At 33.4% G+C, this 17,898-nt stretch carries 17 protein-coding genes and 1 pseudogene; 12 read left to right on the forward strand and 6 right to left on the reverse strand.

Annotated features, from left to right (window positions below; genetic code table 11):
* Nucleotides 1-240 (forward strand): annotated as a pseudogene (locus tag CD127_RS12630) (DUF4097 family beta strand repeat-containing protein); the annotation flags it as partial.
* 55 nt (nt 241-295) lie between these two features.
* On the opposite strand, the gene CD127_RS04110 reads toward CD127_RS12630, so the two are convergent.
* The gene (locus tag CD127_RS04110) at nt 296-1,336 is read right to left on the reverse strand and encodes a C45 family autoproteolytic acyltransferase/hydrolase (RefSeq protein ID WP_103365862.1); all 1,041 of its coding nucleotides are present in this window, start codon (nt 1,334-1,336) and stop codon (nt 296-298) included.
* A 339-nt stretch (nt 1,337-1,675) separates the two neighbouring features.
* On the opposite strand from CD127_RS04110, the gene CD127_RS04115 reads away from it, so the two are divergent.
* Together CD127_RS04115 and pglS are read left to right on the forward strand one after the other, a co-directional pair.
* Nucleotides 1,676-1,849, forward strand: a complete 174-nt coding sequence (locus tag CD127_RS04115) for a hypothetical protein (protein ID WP_103299074.1) — start codon at nt 1,676-1,678, stop codon at nt 1,847-1,849.
* A 158-nt stretch (nt 1,850-2,007) separates the two neighbouring features.
* The gene (gene pglS, locus CD127_RS04120) at nt 2,008-3,045 is read left to right on the forward strand and encodes a 6-phosphogluconolactonase (protein ID WP_103365863.1); all 1,038 of its coding nucleotides are present in this window, start codon (nt 2,008-2,010) and stop codon (nt 3,043-3,045) included.
* Nucleotides 3,046-3,096: 51 nt separating this feature from the next.
* Here the strand turns inward: pglS and CD127_RS04125 are convergent, their stop codons facing one another.
* The 3 genes from CD127_RS04125 to CD127_RS04135 form a co-directional block, all read right to left on the reverse strand.
* On the reverse strand, nt 3,097-4,482 hold the full coding sequence (locus tag CD127_RS04125) for an aldehyde dehydrogenase (RefSeq protein WP_380493277.1): 1,386 nt from the start codon (nt 4,480-4,482) through the stop codon (nt 3,097-3,099).
* Between the two features lie 142 nt (nt 4,483-4,624).
* Nucleotides 4,625-5,554 (reverse strand): manganese-dependent inorganic pyrophosphatase, encoded by a 930-nt coding sequence (locus CD127_RS04130; protein WP_103365865.1) that lies wholly within the window; start codon nt 5,552-5,554, stop codon nt 4,625-4,627.
* Between the two features lie 55 nt (nt 5,555-5,609).
* Nucleotides 5,610-6,164 carry a cysteine hydrolase family protein gene (locus CD127_RS04135; RefSeq protein WP_103365866.1) on the reverse strand — a complete coding sequence of 185 codons (555 nt, stop codon included), beginning with the start codon at nt 6,162-6,164 and terminating at the stop codon, nt 5,610-5,612.
* Between the two features lie 195 nt (nt 6,165-6,359).
* Between CD127_RS04135 and CD127_RS04140 the strand changes: the two genes are divergently transcribed.
* On the forward strand, nt 6,360-7,463 hold the full coding sequence (locus tag CD127_RS04140; RefSeq protein WP_103365867.1) for a glycosyl hydrolase family 28-related protein: 1,104 nt from the start codon (nt 6,360-6,362) through the stop codon (nt 7,461-7,463).
* A 152-nt stretch (nt 7,464-7,615) separates the two neighbouring features.
* Here the strand turns inward: CD127_RS04140 and CD127_RS04145 are convergent, their stop codons facing one another.
* Both CD127_RS04145 and CD127_RS04150 read right to left on the reverse strand, forming a co-directional pair.
* On the reverse strand, nt 7,616-8,416 hold the full coding sequence (locus CD127_RS04145; RefSeq protein WP_103365868.1) for a prephenate dehydratase: 801 nt from the start codon (nt 8,414-8,416) through the stop codon (nt 7,616-7,618).
* Nucleotides 8,417-8,446: 30 nt separating this feature from the next.
* A complete protein-coding gene (locus CD127_RS04150) occupies nt 8,447-9,514 on the reverse strand; it encodes a nitric oxide synthase oxygenase (protein WP_103365869.1) in 1,068 nt (355 codons plus the stop codon).
* Between the two features lie 181 nt (nt 9,515-9,695).
* On the opposite strand from CD127_RS04150, the gene CD127_RS04155 reads away from it, so the two are divergent.
* From CD127_RS04155 to pcrA, 8 genes are all read left to right on the forward strand, one after another.
* Nucleotides 9,696-11,165, forward strand: coding sequence for a nicotinate phosphoribosyltransferase (locus CD127_RS04155; RefSeq protein ID WP_103297980.1), 1,470 nt, complete (start codon nt 9,696-9,698; stop codon nt 11,163-11,165).
* Entirely contained in the window at nt 11,158-11,979 is an 822-nt protein-coding gene (nadE, locus tag CD127_RS04160) for an ammonia-dependent NAD(+) synthetase (protein WP_103365870.1), read from the forward strand. The genes CD127_RS04155 and nadE overlap by 8 nt, the downstream gene beginning before the upstream one ends.
* Nucleotides 11,980-12,126: 147 nt before the next feature.
* Nucleotides 12,127-12,732 (forward strand): DUF2179 domain-containing protein, encoded by a 606-nt coding sequence (locus CD127_RS04165; RefSeq protein ID WP_103297982.1) that lies wholly within the window; start codon nt 12,127-12,129, stop codon nt 12,730-12,732.
* Nucleotides 12,713-12,892 carry an NETI motif-containing protein gene (locus CD127_RS04170; protein ID WP_103297983.1) on the forward strand — a complete coding sequence of 60 codons (180 nt, stop codon included), beginning with the start codon at nt 12,713-12,715 and terminating at the stop codon, nt 12,890-12,892. Before CD127_RS04165 ends, CD127_RS04170 begins: the two co-directional genes overlap by 20 nt.
* Nucleotides 12,893-13,151: 259 nt before the next feature.
* Nucleotides 13,152-14,447: an adenylosuccinate lyase gene (purB, locus tag CD127_RS04175; RefSeq protein WP_103365871.1), complete on the forward strand. Its 1,296-nt coding sequence runs from the start codon at nt 13,152-13,154 to the stop codon at nt 14,445-14,447.
* Between the two features lie 95 nt (nt 14,448-14,542).
* On the forward strand, nt 14,543-14,845 hold the full coding sequence (locus CD127_RS04180; RefSeq protein ID WP_103365872.1) for a YerC/YecD family TrpR-related protein: 303 nt from the start codon (nt 14,543-14,545) through the stop codon (nt 14,843-14,845).
* Between the two features lie 167 nt (nt 14,846-15,012).
* Nucleotides 15,013-15,708, forward strand: a complete 696-nt coding sequence (gene pcrB, locus CD127_RS04185) for a heptaprenylglyceryl phosphate synthase (RefSeq protein ID WP_103365873.1) — start codon at nt 15,013-15,015, stop codon at nt 15,706-15,708.
* Nucleotides 15,705-17,897 carry a DNA helicase PcrA gene (gene pcrA / locus CD127_RS04190; protein WP_103365874.1) on the forward strand — a complete coding sequence of 731 codons (2,193 nt, stop codon included), beginning with the start codon at nt 15,705-15,707 and terminating at the stop codon, nt 17,895-17,897. Before pcrB ends, pcrA begins: the two co-directional genes overlap by 4 nt.
* The last annotated feature ends 1 nt before the right edge of the window (nt 17,898 follow it).

The raw sequence follows: 17,898 nt of genomic DNA on the forward strand, positions 1-17,898 counted from the left end.
AGTGATAATGGAACACTTAAATTTATAGATATGGATAGTGAATCAGATTTAAAAGGTTCAAGTAAACGTCAATCAATCATAATGAGTTATAAAAATAAACCTAAAGATACGCTTTTAAAATTACATCCTGGAACTGGTGAGGCCAAAGTGAAAAATAAAGCTTTTCATGATGGGAAAGTTGGGAAAAGTAAGAATATTGTAGAATTTTACACTATAAAAAGAGAAATTATTATAAAATAATTGTATACATAAATAAATGTCGACGGACTATTTCAAAGTTCGTCGACATTTTTTCTTAATAATTAGCGAAGGTTAAATCTGTATCAATCTGGCCAGTAAATTGTTGTATATCAAGTTCATTGCCATCAAGCCATGATTGGAAATCAATTGAAGTGGGCGTTTGATTCTCACCTAATGTCATCCAAGCCGTTAAACTTTGCGGTTCATACATAGAAGTATGTATCGTACCTGACCAACTTCTAAATAATTTACTATAAATTTCATATTGAGGATTATTAAAAAGTTTAAAAGCAGTGAATTTATCTAAGTCTTGTGACACTTGGTTAACGGTACGTTCTAAACGATCACGAGATTCTGTTGTATAATTTCGATTTTCATGCGTTAGCAATTCAAAATGATTGGTACACACTTTATTGTATCTAACATCGAAGGAACGAGGCGTGATTTCGACAATAGCGTGATTTAATTGTTTGTCCATTAAAATATAACTAAATGAACTTCTATGAGGAAGTTCTTTTAAAAATCGAATCGCTTCTTCAACATCTTTACAATGCTCTAAGACTAAGCGACCAATCATATAACAGACAAAACCATTAGCGGGTTTCTTACGATGCATAAAGTTATAACCCATACAAAGACCAGCTTCATTCATCCCATCCATACGTCCTGTAACACGTGAAGTAGGACCAATTTGCGCTAATCCACCATCATTAGGTTGAAATAATAAATATCTGCCATCGTAGGTAGCAGGGTGGTAATCATAATTACGTACCATATAATCTGGACCTTGGAATACGGTACAACCACTTTCTTTTAAATCAGTAAAGCGATAATGAGCAAAGTTTAAAATCATTTGTTTCGTTGGCAAATTAAGTACTTCTTGCATTCCCATTAATTCTTCCCAAATTTGGGGCGCATACGTTTGAAAAACGGAATAAGTTTCATTTACATCTATATCAAAACGTGGCATACGTTTTTTCCATTCGCGTTCACGATTTTCTAGTAAAGGCGTTTGTTTAAGCCATTGAGCCGTGTTAACACCTAAATCAAAATGTGACCCTCGAAACGTCATGATATCTGATTTCACTTGTTGCATGAGAAGGCCTCCTGAAAATTCAAAATATTGTAAAATAGCATTAATTGAAAACTAATATAATTATTACTATACTGAACATGATAGCAAGAAAATTCAAAAAAACAAGGAGGGGTATAGGATGTTTTCAGAGGCGTATTATAGAGTGGTTGATTCAGTAAAATCTTGGTGGTTATCTTAGATTGAATTGAAATTTAAATATTATGAAGTTCTATAATTTTTGAAATTCGTTTTTTAGCGATTATTATAAGACGAAAAAAGGTATCTATTTAACCATCACAGTAAGTATGATAAAATATAATATTGTAAACGCACTTATTTTTATTTCAGAGGTGAAACTTAATGTGGGATTTAATTAAAGGTTTATTCAAATTCTTATTAAGCTTTGTAGTCATTACTACATTAGTAATTGGTGTAGGCGTAGCTGCATTTGCTTACATTTTCAAAAAAGACTTTGAAGATATCGAAAGAAAAACAAAAGAAATCGTTTCAGATATCGAAAGCAATAATGCTTAATTAATTAATTTAACTATCCAGTAATTTCTTATGAAGTTGCTGGATTTTTTATTTGAACAAAATGATTTAGTTCTAAATAAAAACTTAGAGTAGGAATAATTGGCATGTATATCTTACTTTTAATAAAATGAAATTAATAAATGATTGGAGGTTTTTCTATGGCAACGAGAGGTTATATTGGATCTTACACTAAAAAAGAAGGTAAAGGTATTTATCGCTTTGAATTAAATGAAGATAATGGCCAAATTGATTCAGTTGAAACTGGATACGAGATTGAAGCTTCAACATATTTAGCACAAACTGGAGACTTCTTATATGCGATTACTAAAGAAGGCGAACAATGCGGAGTAGCAGCTTTTAAAAAAGATGAAGAAGGTAACTTAACATTAATTAATAAATGTTTAGAGTCTACTCAAGGCACAGGATGTTATATTTCTGTTGCATCTAATCGCAATTATTTATTTGAAGCGGTTTATGGCGCTGGACTAGCACGAATCTATGAATTAAATAAAGAAACTGGCGAAGTAGTTAGATTAATTGAAGAATTAGCACATGACTATCCAACAGGTAGCCATGAACGTCAAGAACAACCACATGTTCATTTTATAAACGAAACACCTGACAATAAATTTGTAGTTACTGCAGATTTAGGCACAGATAGATTAGTCACTTATGAATTTGGTGATAATGGATTTAAAGAGCATGCTGTTTCTCAATTTAAAGATCAAGATGGCCCTAGACATATTGCTTTTCATAAAAATGGAGAATATGCATATGTAGTACATGAATTATCCAATTATGTAAGTGTCGTGCGTTATAATGATGGGAAGTTTGAAGAAATAGAACGTCACTTAACAATTCCTGAAGACTTTGAAGGAGATACTAAATTAGCAGCTGTTAGATTATCTCATGATCAACAAAGTTTATATGTAAGTAACCGAGGTCATGATAGTATTGCAGTATTCACTGTTACTGAAGATGGTGCAGCGCTTAACCCTGTAGAAATTGTAAAAACTGGAGGAGAATTCCCTAGAGATTTCAATATTACAGAATCAGATGAATATCTTGTGTGTGCTCATCAAGAAGGGAATTATGCAGTGACTGTTTTTACTCGTGACACAAATTCTGGTAAGTTGACACCTAAAGATAATCAACATATAGCTCCTGAAGGTGTATATGTAGGATTTTTAGAATAATTATAATTAAAATAAAGCTACGACATTTAAATGATGTCGTAGCTTTATTTTTTAATTTTTGAAAAAGGCTTTAATATATTTAAATTTACCTTTGTATGGTGGATAAATAATACTTGAATCTAAGCGTGTAGATTTAAAGATATATGATTTTTGATGACTAAATGTGTCGAAAGTATATTTACCGTGATATTGACCTATACCTGAAGCGCCTACGCCACCAAATGGTAAGTTTGGATTTGCTAAATGCATAAGTGTGTCATTGATAGCACCGCCACCGAATGATAATTCATTTAAGACACGGTGAGTAGTGTTCTCATCTTCACTAAATAAATATAAACTTAAAGGTTTTGATTTACTTTGGATAATATCTAGCGCTTCGTCAAAATCATCGTAAGTGATAATTGGTAAGAGTGGACCAAATATCTCTTCTTGCATAATTTTGTGACTTGGATTAATTCCTTCTAAGATTGTAGGTTCAATATAACGTTCAGATGTGTCCGTTTTACCACCAAATGATATTTCATTTTGATGGACGGCTAATAGTTCACTTAATCTGTTAAAATGTTTTTCATTAACAATTCGTCCGAAGTCAGGACTTTTTTGAATATCTTTGCCGTAAAATTCGCGTATGCTTTGTTTTAAGGCTTGAATAAGTTCATTTTTAACTTTTCGATTAACAAGAATATAGTCAGGAGCGACGCAAGTTTGACCAGCATTTGTGAATTTACCAAAACTGATACGATCACTTGCTACTTTTATATTCGCTGTTTCATCTACAATGACAGGGGATTTACCACCTAGTTCAAGCGTAACAGGTACTAAATTCTTACTAGCAGCTTCATAGACAACTTGGCCAACTTTCTCACTTCCTGTAAAGAACATATAATCGAATGGTAGATTGATTAAAGCTTGTGTTTCTTCGATACCGCCTTCTACAGTAGAGATATATTCAGGCGCAAATGTTGATTCAATTATTTTGCTAATCACACTAGCTACGTGAGGTGTTAATTCAGATGGTTTAACGATGGCAGTGTTACCAGCAGCAATGGCACCAATTAATGGTTCAAAAACAAGTTGTACAGGATAATTAAATGGACCGATAATTAACACTGTGCCATAAGGTTCAGGGTTGATATAACTTTTAGAAGGGAACATGAATAAAGGTGTGTCTACCTGTTTTGTTTTAGACCAGTTTTTAAGTTCTTTACGCGCCATCTTAATACTTTTTAATAAAATACCGATTTCTGTAGCGTAAGCTTCAACAGGACTCTTACCTAAATCTTCTTTTAAAGCTTCAAGTAATTCATTTTCATGATTTTTGATACTCTTACTTAATTGTTTTAATTGTTGTTTTCTAAATTTAATATCTTTCGTTTTATGTGTTTTAAAAAAGGTTTTACTATTTTCAAATTGTTGCGCTATTGATGACAAGCACATGACCTCCTTGAATTTTAAATATTTTTAATAAATTACCTTAATAAAAATAGTGAATATGATTTATATTATCTATACCCAATTCTTAAATAATTTAAAAAAACTGAGCCACAAATTGTGACTCAGTTTAAACAAAAACGTCAAATTATTTAGTTAATACTTCAGTAATTTGTGGTACGACTTGTTTTTTACGTGATACAACGCCAGATAAGAAGGCCATGCCATCATCTAATTGAACTTTGAAAGCTTCGCCGACTTTATCTTTTTCAGAACCTACAACTAAAATTTTAGAGTCACTATTAATAATATCAGTCACTACTAATACAAATAAATCGTATTTTTCGTTAGTACTTGATTCTAACATTGCTTTTTCTAATTCATCTTTACGATCTAATACTTCGTCAATATCAACTGTATTAACTTGAGCGATACGAGTTACGTAGTCACCCATGTTAAATGATTTAGCATCCATGTCTAATAATTCTTCAGCAGATTTATCAGTAGTAGACGCACCTGCTTTTAACATTTCTAAACCATATTCGTCTAAATCAACATTAGCGATATCTTTTAATTCTTTAGCAGCATTCACATCTTCTTCAGTGCATGTTGGAGATTTGAATAATAAGCTGTCAGAAATAATAGCAGAAATCATTAATCCTGCAATTTCAGGTTTGATTTCAAAACCACGTTCTTTATACATTTTATATAGAATAGTTGCAGTACAGCCAACTGGTTCAGCACGATAGTATAGTGGACCTGCTGTTTCAAAGTTAGCGATTCTGTGATGGTCAACTACATTTAAAATTGTTGCATCAGCAATTGTTTCTGCACTTTGTTGGAATTCATTATGGTCAACTAGAATAACGTTTTGTCCTTCTAGATTATCACTTAATAATTCTGGTGCTTTGACTTCAAAATGATCAAGCGCATATTGAGTTTCAGCGTTGATATCGCCTAAACGATAAGCAGTCGCTTCAGAATTACCAGTTAATTGTTCAAAATCAGCCATGATGATAGCTGATGAAATAGCATCAGTATCTGGATTTTGATGTCCAAAAATATAAGTTTTTGCCATAGTTTTAATTCACCCTTATCCTATAAATTTAATATCATTTTAGCATGTTTTAAGGTTATACTTCTACCTCGGCGCCTAGTGAGTTTTGGAAATGGCCTAATGCCCACTCATGTCCTTGTGCATTAAAAGAGGCAACGCCGTCTTTTGGAATGACAATATGGTAACCAAGATTATATGCAGAAACGGCAGTGTGTAATACACAAATATCTGTACAAACGCCGACAATTTCAACTTCAGTGATACCTCTCTCACGAAGTAAGCTATCTAAAGGCGTGCCATAAAATGAATCATAACGACGTTTGTCTAGGTAATGAATGTTGTCACTATCTTTATGTTTGTCATAAAAAGTTTTAACGTTTCCATATAATTCACGACCTGGCGTACCAGCAATATTGTGTGGAGGGAATAGTTTCGTTTCTGGATGATATTCATCGTTCTCATAGTGCAAGTCCATCATAAAGAAGATGTTATCATTTTGAGCTTGATAGTCTTCAAGACGTTGAATAATAAAGTTTTCAATATCTTGACCGGGTTTGCCACAAGTTAAACGGCCATCGTCTGCGATAAAATCATAAGAATAATCTACAACAATTAAAGCTTTTTTAGTCATATTCTACCTTCCTCTCAAGTGCATGTTTGAGGTAATTAAAAATTGTATAATAATATAGATAAGACTGTTAGATATACCTCAAATATAGTTTAACTAAATTTGTTAACTATAGTATAGCTTTACTCTAAATTTGATACAAATTTATACATAAATTTTAAAATTGTAATACATAATGATAGATAGGGGACAATAAAAATGTTAATTAATGCTCAAGATTATGGGTTAAAAGGGAAGAATAAACGTAGAGATACTAAGGCAATTCAACGTGCATTAAATGCTGCAAAAGATGGCGAGCATACCGTTTATATTCCTAAAGGTACCTATCATATCGGTAAAGCTTTAGTGATATATGATTCAACAACACTGCTTCTTGAAGATGACACAGTATTGTTACGTTGTAGTAAGGACGCTTTATTGAAAAACGGGAAACGATTTGGTTTTTATCATGGTTACAAAGGAAACAGTCACATTTATATTAAAGGTGGCATATTTGATATGAATGGTGGAGATTATCCTTATAATAATACGGCAATGTCTATTGGGCATGCGGAAGATATTCAACTACTAGGTGTAACTGTTTTAAATGTAGTAGGTGGCCATGCGTTAGATGCTTGTGGTATTAACGGTTTATATATTAAAGACTGTGTATTTAAAGGATTTTACGATATCAATGGGGACCGCTCATTTTCAGAAGCAATTCAATTAGATATCCAAGTGCCTGGTGCATTTCCTAAATTTGGCACGACAGATGGCACAATTACTAAAAACGTTGTTATTGAAAATTGTTACTTTGGCGACTCAGAACATCCAAAAATGCAAGCATGGAATAGAGCTATAGGTTCCCATGCGAGTCGATATAACAAATTCTATGATAACGTGCATATCCGAAATAATATTTTTGACGGTTTAAATGAATATGCCTTAACACCTTTAAAAGCTAAAAATATGATTATTTCACGTAATGAATTTAAAAATTGTAATGGTGGTATTCGCTTTTTAGGTGTAAAAGATGGCAAGAACGCCGCTGACCCAATAACAGGTCTCGTTCAAGCGTCTCAAGCAGGAGAGAATTTCAGTGTGATTGGAAATATCTTTGAAGGCGAAATGAAGAGAGATGCAATTCACGTGAGAAGTTATAATAATGTAAAACACACGAATGTCTTTATAGCGGGGAATATATTCGATCATGCCTCGCAAAAAATACATTTAGAAGATATTTCTGATTTAACCTATAACCAAAGCGATGATGTGCCAGTGAAAAAATTAACGTTCAATAGTATATATCATAAAATAGGCTAAGACTTAAAAAAATATGCTCTGGGAAAATGATTAACGGCTTCCCAAAAGCAGGATTTTCGGCAGAGACCGTCACGACTCGACAAAATTTGGGAATCAATTTTGCTCATCGTTCGGTTCTGCTCAAATCCTAAACGCTTTTGTCCAGACCTCTTTTAATGTCTATTAAATGCTCCAATGACTTTTACTTTAAAATCTAACGTTTCTAAGATAGACATCACTTTATTGAGTTCATTACATAAACCAATATCAGCTTGAACGTAGAAGCGGTACATGCCTAGTTTCGTTTTTAAAGGTCGCGATTCAATCCATGACAAATTAATATTAAATAACGCAAAGGTATTTAAAATACTCGCTAATAAGCCGGCTTTATCAAATTTCGGTGTAATAAGCAGTATTGTATTTTTAGCTTCCGAATTATAGCGGTCGTGATTTTTCACCACTAGGAAACGAGTCACATTATGAGGATAATCTTGAATGTTACTATCTATAGGCGTATAACCATATGCTTCACCGCTTCCAAGAGGCGCGATGGCACCTTCAGTATCTGAAATTTTATCTAATCCTTGTATAGTGCTATCCACATAATCATATGTAAATTGGTGTCGATAAATATAAAGGCTTGTTTGGCTTATAGCTGGCGCAATTGAATATACTTTTTTTATATTTTCCACGGTAGCACCTTCTTTACCATATAGCGCAAAGTTAATGGCTAGGTGAATTTCACCATGAACATAAATTTCTTGTAATGCTAGTGCATCAGCAATAATGTTGATTGTTCCTTCGATAGAATTTTCAATAGGTACAATACCGATTGAGTCGTCATTTCCATTAACTGCTTTGACTACTTCATATAAATTCGACTTCGGTGAATATGTAGCTTTCTCTTCAGAGATAAAAGTCTTTGCAGCTAGGTAAGAGAACGTCCCTTTAGGACCTAAATAATATAGTTGCATCTTATAATGTCACCCCATGACTGTTGAACACTAGTGGAATGGACATTTCATCGATTGTTTCTCTTTGTAATGGAAGTTAGGGTCTTTCATTTCATTGTGATAACCATGATGATAATTCGCTGTTAACGTTGGTGAAAGTGGAGGTGCTAACCAAGACCATTTACCAGTCACTTCACGTTGTGCTGCATGCTCTTTCTGTTCAAATAATTCAAATTGCTTTGATGCAGTCAAATGATCAACGATAGATACACCTTGAGATTTAAATGAATGATAGACAGCATAATTTAACTCTACTAATGTTCGATCTTTATTAAATGATTTATTTTTAAGTGTATCAAATTCGAAAGCTTCTGCAACTTTTTCTAATAAATCATATCGATAGGGGTCTGTGAAATTACGTACGGCTATCTCTGTTACCATATACCAGCCATTAAATGGTGCAGTAGGGTAAGTGATACCGCCAATTTTTAAATCCATATTAGATATGATAGGCACACCATACCACTTTAAATTTAAATCTTTTAATTTTGGAAAATGGTCATGTTCAATATCGACTTCTTTTACTAAAGACGGTGGTAAGTTATACAACTTTACCGATTCGCCATGCAATTGATAAATTAATGGCAAAACATCAAAATCTGTACCTTGCCCTTGCCATCCTAAATGTTGTGCCAATTGTGTGATGTCACGTTCAGACGGGTCGCCTTTATCTTCATAACCTGCATAACGTATAAGTTGATTGTTGTATATGCGGGGTGCCTTTTCAGAAGAGAAAATAGTAATATAAGGCTTGATCTTACCGTCGTTCGTTGCTTCGTCTAAATGCGTATTAATCGCTTCGATGAAATCTGCTTCAGTCGTCACGTCTCGAGCGTCTTTCACGTAAAGTGAATCCCAAAATAGACGACCGATACAGCGATTAGAGTTTCGCCATGCCATTTTTGCCCCGTAACTTAACTCCTCATAAGTATGCGTATAGGTACCAGTTTGTGCGATTTCTTCTTTGATTTCATTGATTCTTTCTTCTGTTTTATTCGTTGGATATGCTAATTCGGAATACATGGTTTGTATAAATGACTTTGCTTCTTCAAATATCATATGAACACCTCAATAAGTATTATAATCTAGGCAACTAATGAACACATTCAAATATATTTTTTGTCACGAATTTGTCAGATAACTTTATTTTTATTTTTAAAAAAGGGTAAATGTTGAGAGAATACTCACAATTCACTTATTGTGATAAAATATACAAAAAGGATCGTTAGGAGAGATTAAGGTGTATCGTTACGAAGATGATAGTTTAATGCTACATAATGATTTATACCAAATTAATATGGCCGAAAGTTACTGGAATGATGGCATTCATGAACGTAACGCTGTATTTGATTTGTATTTTAGAAGTATGCCATTTGAAAGTGGTTACGCTGTGTTTAATGGATTAAAACGAGTAATTCAATTTATTGAGAATTTCCACTTCAGTGATTCAGATATTGAATACTTACAATCTATTGGATATCAAAATGATTTCCTATCTTATTTAAAGAATCTTAAATTTACAGGTAATATTCGTGCTATGCAAGAAGGGGAATTATGCTTTGGGAATGAACCATTATTACGCGTCGAAGCGCCTCTTATTCAAGCACAACTGATTGAAACGGTATTATTAAATATTATTAATTTCCATATATTAATAGCTACAAAAGCGAGCCGTATCCGCCAAGTAGCGCCGAATGATACGTTGATGGAATTTGGAACAAGACGTGCTCAAGAACTTGATGCAGCAGTTTGGGGCGCACGTGCAGCTTATATAGGTGGGTTCGATTCAACAAGTAACGTTCGTGCTGGTAAATTATTTGGTCTTCCAGTTTCTGGAACACACGCGCATGCGTTAGTACAAACATACGGTGATGAATATAAAGCATTCAACATTTATGCTGAACGTCATAAAGATTGTGTCTTTTTAGTAGATACGTTCCATACCTTGAAATCAGGTGTTCCAAACGCTATCAAAGTAGCTAAAGAATTAGGCGATAAAATTAATTTCGTTGGTATTCGTTTAGATTCAGGCGATATTGCTTATTTATCAAAAGAAGCACGACGTATGTTAGATGAAGCGGGCTTCACTAATGCGAAGATTATCGCTTCTAATGATTTAGATGAACAAACGATAATGAACTTGAAATCTCAAGGCGCTAAAGTGGACTCATGGGGTGTAGGTACGAAATTAATTACCGGCTATGATCAACCAGCGCTAGGTGCGGTATACAAATTAGTAGCGATTGAAGATGAAAACGGAGAATATATTGACCGTATTAAACTATCTAATAACGCTGAAAAGGTTACAACACCTGGTAAGAAAAAAGTTTATAGAATTATTAACACAAAAACTGGTAAAGCAGAAGGTGACTACATCACGTTAGAACATGAAAATCCTAATAATGAAAAACCTTTAAAAATGTTCCATCCAGTTCACACATATAAAATGAAACACATTAAGCATTTCGAAGCCATTGACTTACATCACTCTATTTTTGAAAATGGTCAACTCGTTTATGATTTACCAAGTGAAAAAGAAGCACAAGATTATTTAAAACAATCACTTTCTAAATTATGGGATGAAAATAAACGTTACTTAAACCCTCAAGAGTATCCAGTAGACTTAAGTACAGCATGTTGGGATAATAAACATAAACGTATTTTTGAAGTCGCAGAGCATGTAAAAGAAATGGAGGAAGACAATGACTAAATTACAAGATATCGTAGTGAAAGAAATGAAAGTGAAAAAACAGATTGATAGTGAAAAAGAAGTTCATGAAATTATTCATTTTATTAAAGAATATGTTCAATCTCATGCTTTTATTAAATCACTCGTGTTAGGTATTTCAGGTGGTCAAGACTCTACATTAACAGGTAAACTTGCTCAACTTGCTGTAGAAGAACTACGTAAAGAAGGACGAGAATGCCAATTTATCGCAGTGAAATTACCATATGGTATACAAAAAGATGCTGATGAGGTAGAAGATGCGCTCAAATTTATTCAACCAGATGAAACAATTACAGTTAATATTAAGCCTGCGGTAGACCAAAGTGTTCAATCACTGAAAGAAGCGGGAATTGAACTAACAGATTTCCAACGTGGTAATGAAAAAGCACGTGAACGTATGAAAGTACAATTTTCAATAGCTTCTAACCGTAGCGGTATTGTTATTGGCACAGATCACTCTGCTGAGAATATCACTGGTTTCTATACTAAATATGGCGATGGAGCTGCTGATATTGCACCAATTTTCGGATTAAATAAGCGACAAGGTAGACAATTATTACAATATTTAAATGCGCCTAAACATTTGTATGAAAAAGTGCCAACAGCGGATTTAGAAGATGATAAACCGCAATTGCCTGATGAAGAAGCACTTGGCGTTACTTATGATCAAATTGATGATTATTTAGAAGGTAAAGAAGTGCCAAGTGAGGCACGCGAAACGATTGAAAAGCATTACGTTCGCAATGCGCATAAACGTGAGTTGGCTTATACACGTTATACTTGGCCAAAGAATTAAATTCGAATGACAACGGTTTTCTTGCAGTCTTTAATCTTTAAATTATTTTTTAATCACTATTCTATAAAGATTTTTTAGTGACAAATTAAATATTCACTGATAAAATAATTTCGATTTCAGTTATACAAGGAAGAAATGGGGATTAACATGTCAGTGATAACATCAAATCCATGGTCCATGGTTATAGCGATATTCATCATCAATGTGTTTTACGTAACGTTTTTAACAATGCGTACGATCTTAACATTAAAAGGTTATCGTTATATGGCAGCAGCAGTGAGTTTCCTTGAAGTATTAATATATGTGGTTGGTCTTGGGCTAGTAATGTCTAGTCTTGATCAAATACAGAATATCTTTGCATATGCTTTCGGTTTCTCAATAGGAATCATTGTAGGTATGAAGATTGAAGAGAAACTTGCCTTAGGATATACAGTCGTCAATGTAACTTCAGCAGAATACGAATTAGATTTACCTAATGAATTAAGAAATTTAGGTTATGGTGTTACTCACTATGAAGCACATGGTAGAGATGGTAGCCGAATGGTTATGCAAATTTTAACACCACGTCGTTTTGAACGTAAATTAATGGAAACAGTTCGTAACTTAGATGAAAAAGCATTCATCATTGCTTATGAACCAAGAGCAATTCATGGTGGATTCTGGACGAAAGGCGTACGTACACGTAAAGTTAAAGCATATGAAGTAGAAGAAATAGAAAGCGTTGTGGAACACAGTGAAGTTCAGAGTAAATGAGAACGAAACGATTGCTGATTGTTTAGCACGTATGCGTGAAGAAGGCTATATGCCAGTCCGTCGCATTGAAAAACCAGTTTATACAGAAGATAAAAATGGTAATGTAGAAGTTTTACGACAAGACATTCAATTTGTAGGTAAGAAAATCGAAAATGATTAATTGAATAGAAAGATTTAAAAGAGAAATCTAAGTGCAATTTATAAATATTGATAGCACTTAGGTTTCTTTTTTTATTGGAGACATCAGTGTCTATTTTCTAAATAATCTATTATACTTATTATATAGAAAAAAGGTTTACACTTTTTAAATAGAATCTGTTAAACTAAAAACAAGTACTTAAACACGAACTATTAACGTGTTTTTATAATTAATGTACAGTTTTTGTGATGAATCTAATACATAGAATAGGAGTTTAAAAATGATTGAACGTTATTCAAGAGAAGAAATGGCTAGTATTTGGACAGACCAAAATAGATATGAAGCGTGGTTAGAAGTTGAAATTTTAGCATGTGAAGCATGGAGTGAATTAGGCCACATTCCAAAAGAAGATGTTAAAAAAATTAGAGAAAACGCTAAAGTTGATGTTGAACGTGCGAAAGAAATCGAAGAACAAACACGTCACGATGTTGTAGCCTTCACTCGACAAGTGTCTGAAACTTTAGGCGAAGAACGTAAATGGGTTCATTATGGATTAACTTCAACAGATGTCGTTGATACAGCTTTAAGTTATGTGATTAAACAAGCTAATGAAATATTAGAAAAAGATATCGAACGTTTTATCGACGTATTAGAACAAAAAGCTAAAAAATATAAATATACTTTAATGATGGGACGTACACATGGTGTGCATGCTGAACCTACAACATTTGGTGTAAAAATGGCATTATGGTACACAGAAATGAAACGTAATTTAAAACGTTTTAAAGAAGTACGTAAAGAAATTGAAGTAGGTAAAATGAGTGGCGCAGTTGGTACGTTTGCCAATATTCCACCAGAAATTGAAAGTTACGTATGTAAACATTTAGGAATCGACGCTGCACCTGTTTCAACTCAAACGTTACAACGCGACCGTCATGCTTACTACATTGCAACATTAGCATTAATTGCTACTTCTTTAGAAAAATTTGCAGTAGAAATCCGTAATTTACAAAAAACTGAAACACGTGAAGTAGAAGAAGCATTTGCTAAAGGACAAAAAGGTTCATCAGCAATGCCTCATAAACGTAATCCAATTGGTTCAGAAAATATCACAGGTATTTCACGAGTTATTCGTGGTTATATTACAACAGCTTATGAAAACGTACCTTTATGGCATGAACGTGATATTTCACATTCATCTGCAGAACGTATCATGTTACCTGATGTAACAATCGCATTAAATTACGCGTTAAACCGTTTTACAAATATCGTTGATCGCTTAACAGTATTTGAAGATAATATGAGAAATAATATTGATAAAACATTTGGTTTAATCTTCTCACAAAGAGTATTATTAGCTTTAATTAACAAAGGTATGGTTCGTGAAGAAGCATATGACAAAGTACAACCTAAAGCGATGGAATCTTGGGAAACTAAAACACCATTCCGTGATTTAATTGAACAAGATAGTTCAATCACTGAGGTGCTTTCTAAAGAAGAATTAGATGAATGCTTCAATCCTGAACATCATTTAAATCAAGTAGATACTATTTTCAAACGTGCTGGATTAGAATAAACCTATACTCTTTTTTCAATAAAATGACTACACTTTAATTATTTAATGCGTTAAAATAAATGTATATTGAAATTGGAATATAGGGGTTGTTTGTGATGCAAATCGAGAAACTACGCGGAGAAGCATTAGATGAATTATTTGATGCGATATTAACACTAGAAAATAGAGAAGAATGTTATGAGTTCTTCGATGATTTATGCACAGTAAACGAAATCCAATCATTATCTCAAAGACTTCAAGTCGCTAAAATGATTAAACAAGGTTTTACTTATGCCACAATTGAAAAAGAGTCTGGCGCTTCAACAGCTACCATTTCTAGAGTAAAACGTTCATTACAATGGGGTAATGATGCATATACAATGATTTTAGACCGTTTAAATATTGAAACAAAAGAATAAATGTTATATATATCAGGCTGAGACTTTGTGTCTCAGCCTTAATTAATGCCTTCTTGTTCAAAAATTTAAATTTTATTTTTCCTATAAAAAGCCGAGGAATCTATTTAGAACTCAAAGATTAAAAATGCTATAATTTAGTGTATGTTAAAAAAAGGAGTTATGGATATATGTACGACATTAAAGAGTGGCAACATGTGTTTAAACTTGATCCCGCAAAGGATATTAGTGACAAGGATTTAGAAGCACTTTGTATGTCTGAAACTGATGCAATAATGATTGGTGGTACAGATGATATCACTGAGGATAATGTCATTCATTTAATGAGTAGAGTGAGACGATATCCATTACCATTAGTGCTTGAAATTTCAAATTTAGAAAGTATTATGCCTGGCTTCGATTTTTACTTTGTACCAACTGTATTGAACAGTAAAGATACTAAGTATCACAATGGCATTTTACATAAAGCGTTAAAAGAATATGGTCATATGATTAATTTCGATGAAGTCATATTTGAAGGTTACTTGGTGCTTAATGCAGAAAGCAAAGTAGCACAAGTGACACAGTCAGAGACAGAGTTAACTACAGAAGATATTGAAGCATATGCACAAATGGTAAATGATATGTACAAATTACCAGTTATGTATATTGAATATAGTGGTACATATGGAGATGTTGAACAAGTGAAAGCAGCATCTCAAATGTTATCAACGACTCAGTTATTCTATGGTGGCGGTATTAGTTCATTAGAAGAAGCTAAGGAAATGAAAGATATTGCTGATACTATTGTAGTAGGTAATATAATTTATTCTGATATTAAAAAAGCATTAAAAACTGTAAAAATAAAAAAGGAGTCTAATAAATGAATTCATTAGTAGCAAACATGAATAAAGAGCAAAGTGAAGCTGTAAGAACGACTGAAGGACCATTGCTTATTATGGCCGGCGCTGGTTCTGGTAAAACAAGAGTATTAACGCATCGAATCGCTTATTTATTAGATGAAAAAGATGTTTCTCCTTACAACATATTAGCAATCACTTTTACAAATAAAGCAGCAAAAGAAATGAAAGAGCGTGTAGAACATTTAGTAGGAGAAGAGGCACAAGTGATCTGGATGTCTACCTTCCACTCAATGTGTGTGAAGATATTAAGACGTGATGCTGACCGTATTGGTATAGAACGTAACTTTACAATTATTGATCCTACCGATCAAAAATCTGTTATCAAAGATGTCTTGAAAAATGAAAATATTGATAGCAAGCGTTTTGAACCGCGCATGTTCATTGGCGCAATTAGTAATTTGAAAAATGAATTAAAGACACCTGAAGATGCGATGAATGAAGCAAATGATTTCCATTCACAAATGGTAGCGACAGTTTATAGTGGTTATCAACGCCAATTATCACGAAACGAAGCATTAGATTTTGATGACTTAATCATGAAGACCATTCGTTTATTTGAACGTGTGCCAGATGCATTAGAATATTATCAAAATAAATTCCAATATATTCACGTAGACGAATATCAAGATACTAACAAAGCACAATATACACTTGTTAAATTACTAGCAAGTAAATTTAAAAATCTATGTGTAGTAGGTGACTCTGACCAATCTATTTATGGTTGGCGTGGTGCCGATATCCAAAATATTTTATCTTTCGAAGAAGACTATCCTGAAGCTAAGACCATTTTCCTAGAACAAAACTACCGTTCAACTAAGACGATATTAACAGCTGCCAATGAAGTTATTAAAAATAACACAGAACGTAAGCCTAAAGGATTATGGACAGCTAATACTGGTGGGGAAAAGATTAAATATTATGAAGCGATGACAGAGCGTGATGAAGCGGAATATGTAGTACGCGAAATCATTAAACATCGCAAATTAGGTAAAGATTATAGCGACATGGCTATTCTGTATAGAACAAATGCCCAATCTCGTGTACTAGAGGAAACATTTATGAAATCGAATATTCCTTACACAATGGTAGGGGGTCAAAAGTTCTATGACCGTAAAGAGATTAAAGACTTATTAAGTTATTTACGCATTGTCGCTAATAGCAATGATGACATTAGTTTACAACGTATTATTAATGTCCCTAAACGTGGTATTGGTCCATCTTCAGTTGAGAAGATTCAACGCTACGCAATGGATAATAATATCAGTATGTTTGACGCATTAGGCGAAGTTGATTTTATTGGTCTTTCTAAAAAGGTTACACAAGAATGTATTCAATTCTATGAACTTATTCAAAACTTAATCAAAGAACAAGAGTTTCTTGAAATTAGTGAAATTGTAGATGAAATCCTTGATAAATCAGGTTATCGTCAAATGTTAGAACGTGAGCAATCGATTGAATCACGTTCACGCTTAGAAAATATCGATGAGTTTATGTCAGTACCTAAAGACTATGAAGAGAATACACCACTTGAAGAACAATCATTGATTAACTTTTTAACAGATTTATCATTAGTGGCAGATATTGATGAAGCGCAAATTGAAAATGGTGTGACACTAATGACAATGCACTCTGCAAAAGGTTTAGAGTTTCCAATCGTCTTCCTCATGGGTATGGAGGAATCATTATTCCCACATATTCGAGCAATTAAGAGCGATGATGAGCATGAAATGGAAGAGGAACGCCGTATCTGTTATGTAGCAATTACGCGTGCAGAAGAAGTATTATATATTACTCACGCAACATCACGTATGTTATTCGGACGTTCCCAATCAAATATGCCATCACGTTTCTTACGAGAAATACCTGAAGATTTATTAGAAAAGCCTGCGAAACAACAACGACAAGTTATTACTCCTAAATCAAAAGCGCCAGCTAAACGTGGATTTAGTAAACGTACAACATCATCTAAAAAACAAGTATCCGCTTCAGACTGGAAAGTTGGCGATAAAGTGACGCATAAATCTTGGGGAGAGGGTATGGTAAGTAATGTAAGTGAGAAAAATGGCTCAGTCGAATTAGATATTATCTTCAAATCTGAAGGTCCTAAACGACTCTTAGCCCAATTTGCCCCAATTACTAAAAAGGAGGATTAAT

The organism is Staphylococcus petrasii (genome assembly GCF_002902565.1).
GTDB lineage: Bacteria > Bacillota > Bacilli > Staphylococcales > Staphylococcaceae > Staphylococcus > Staphylococcus petrasii.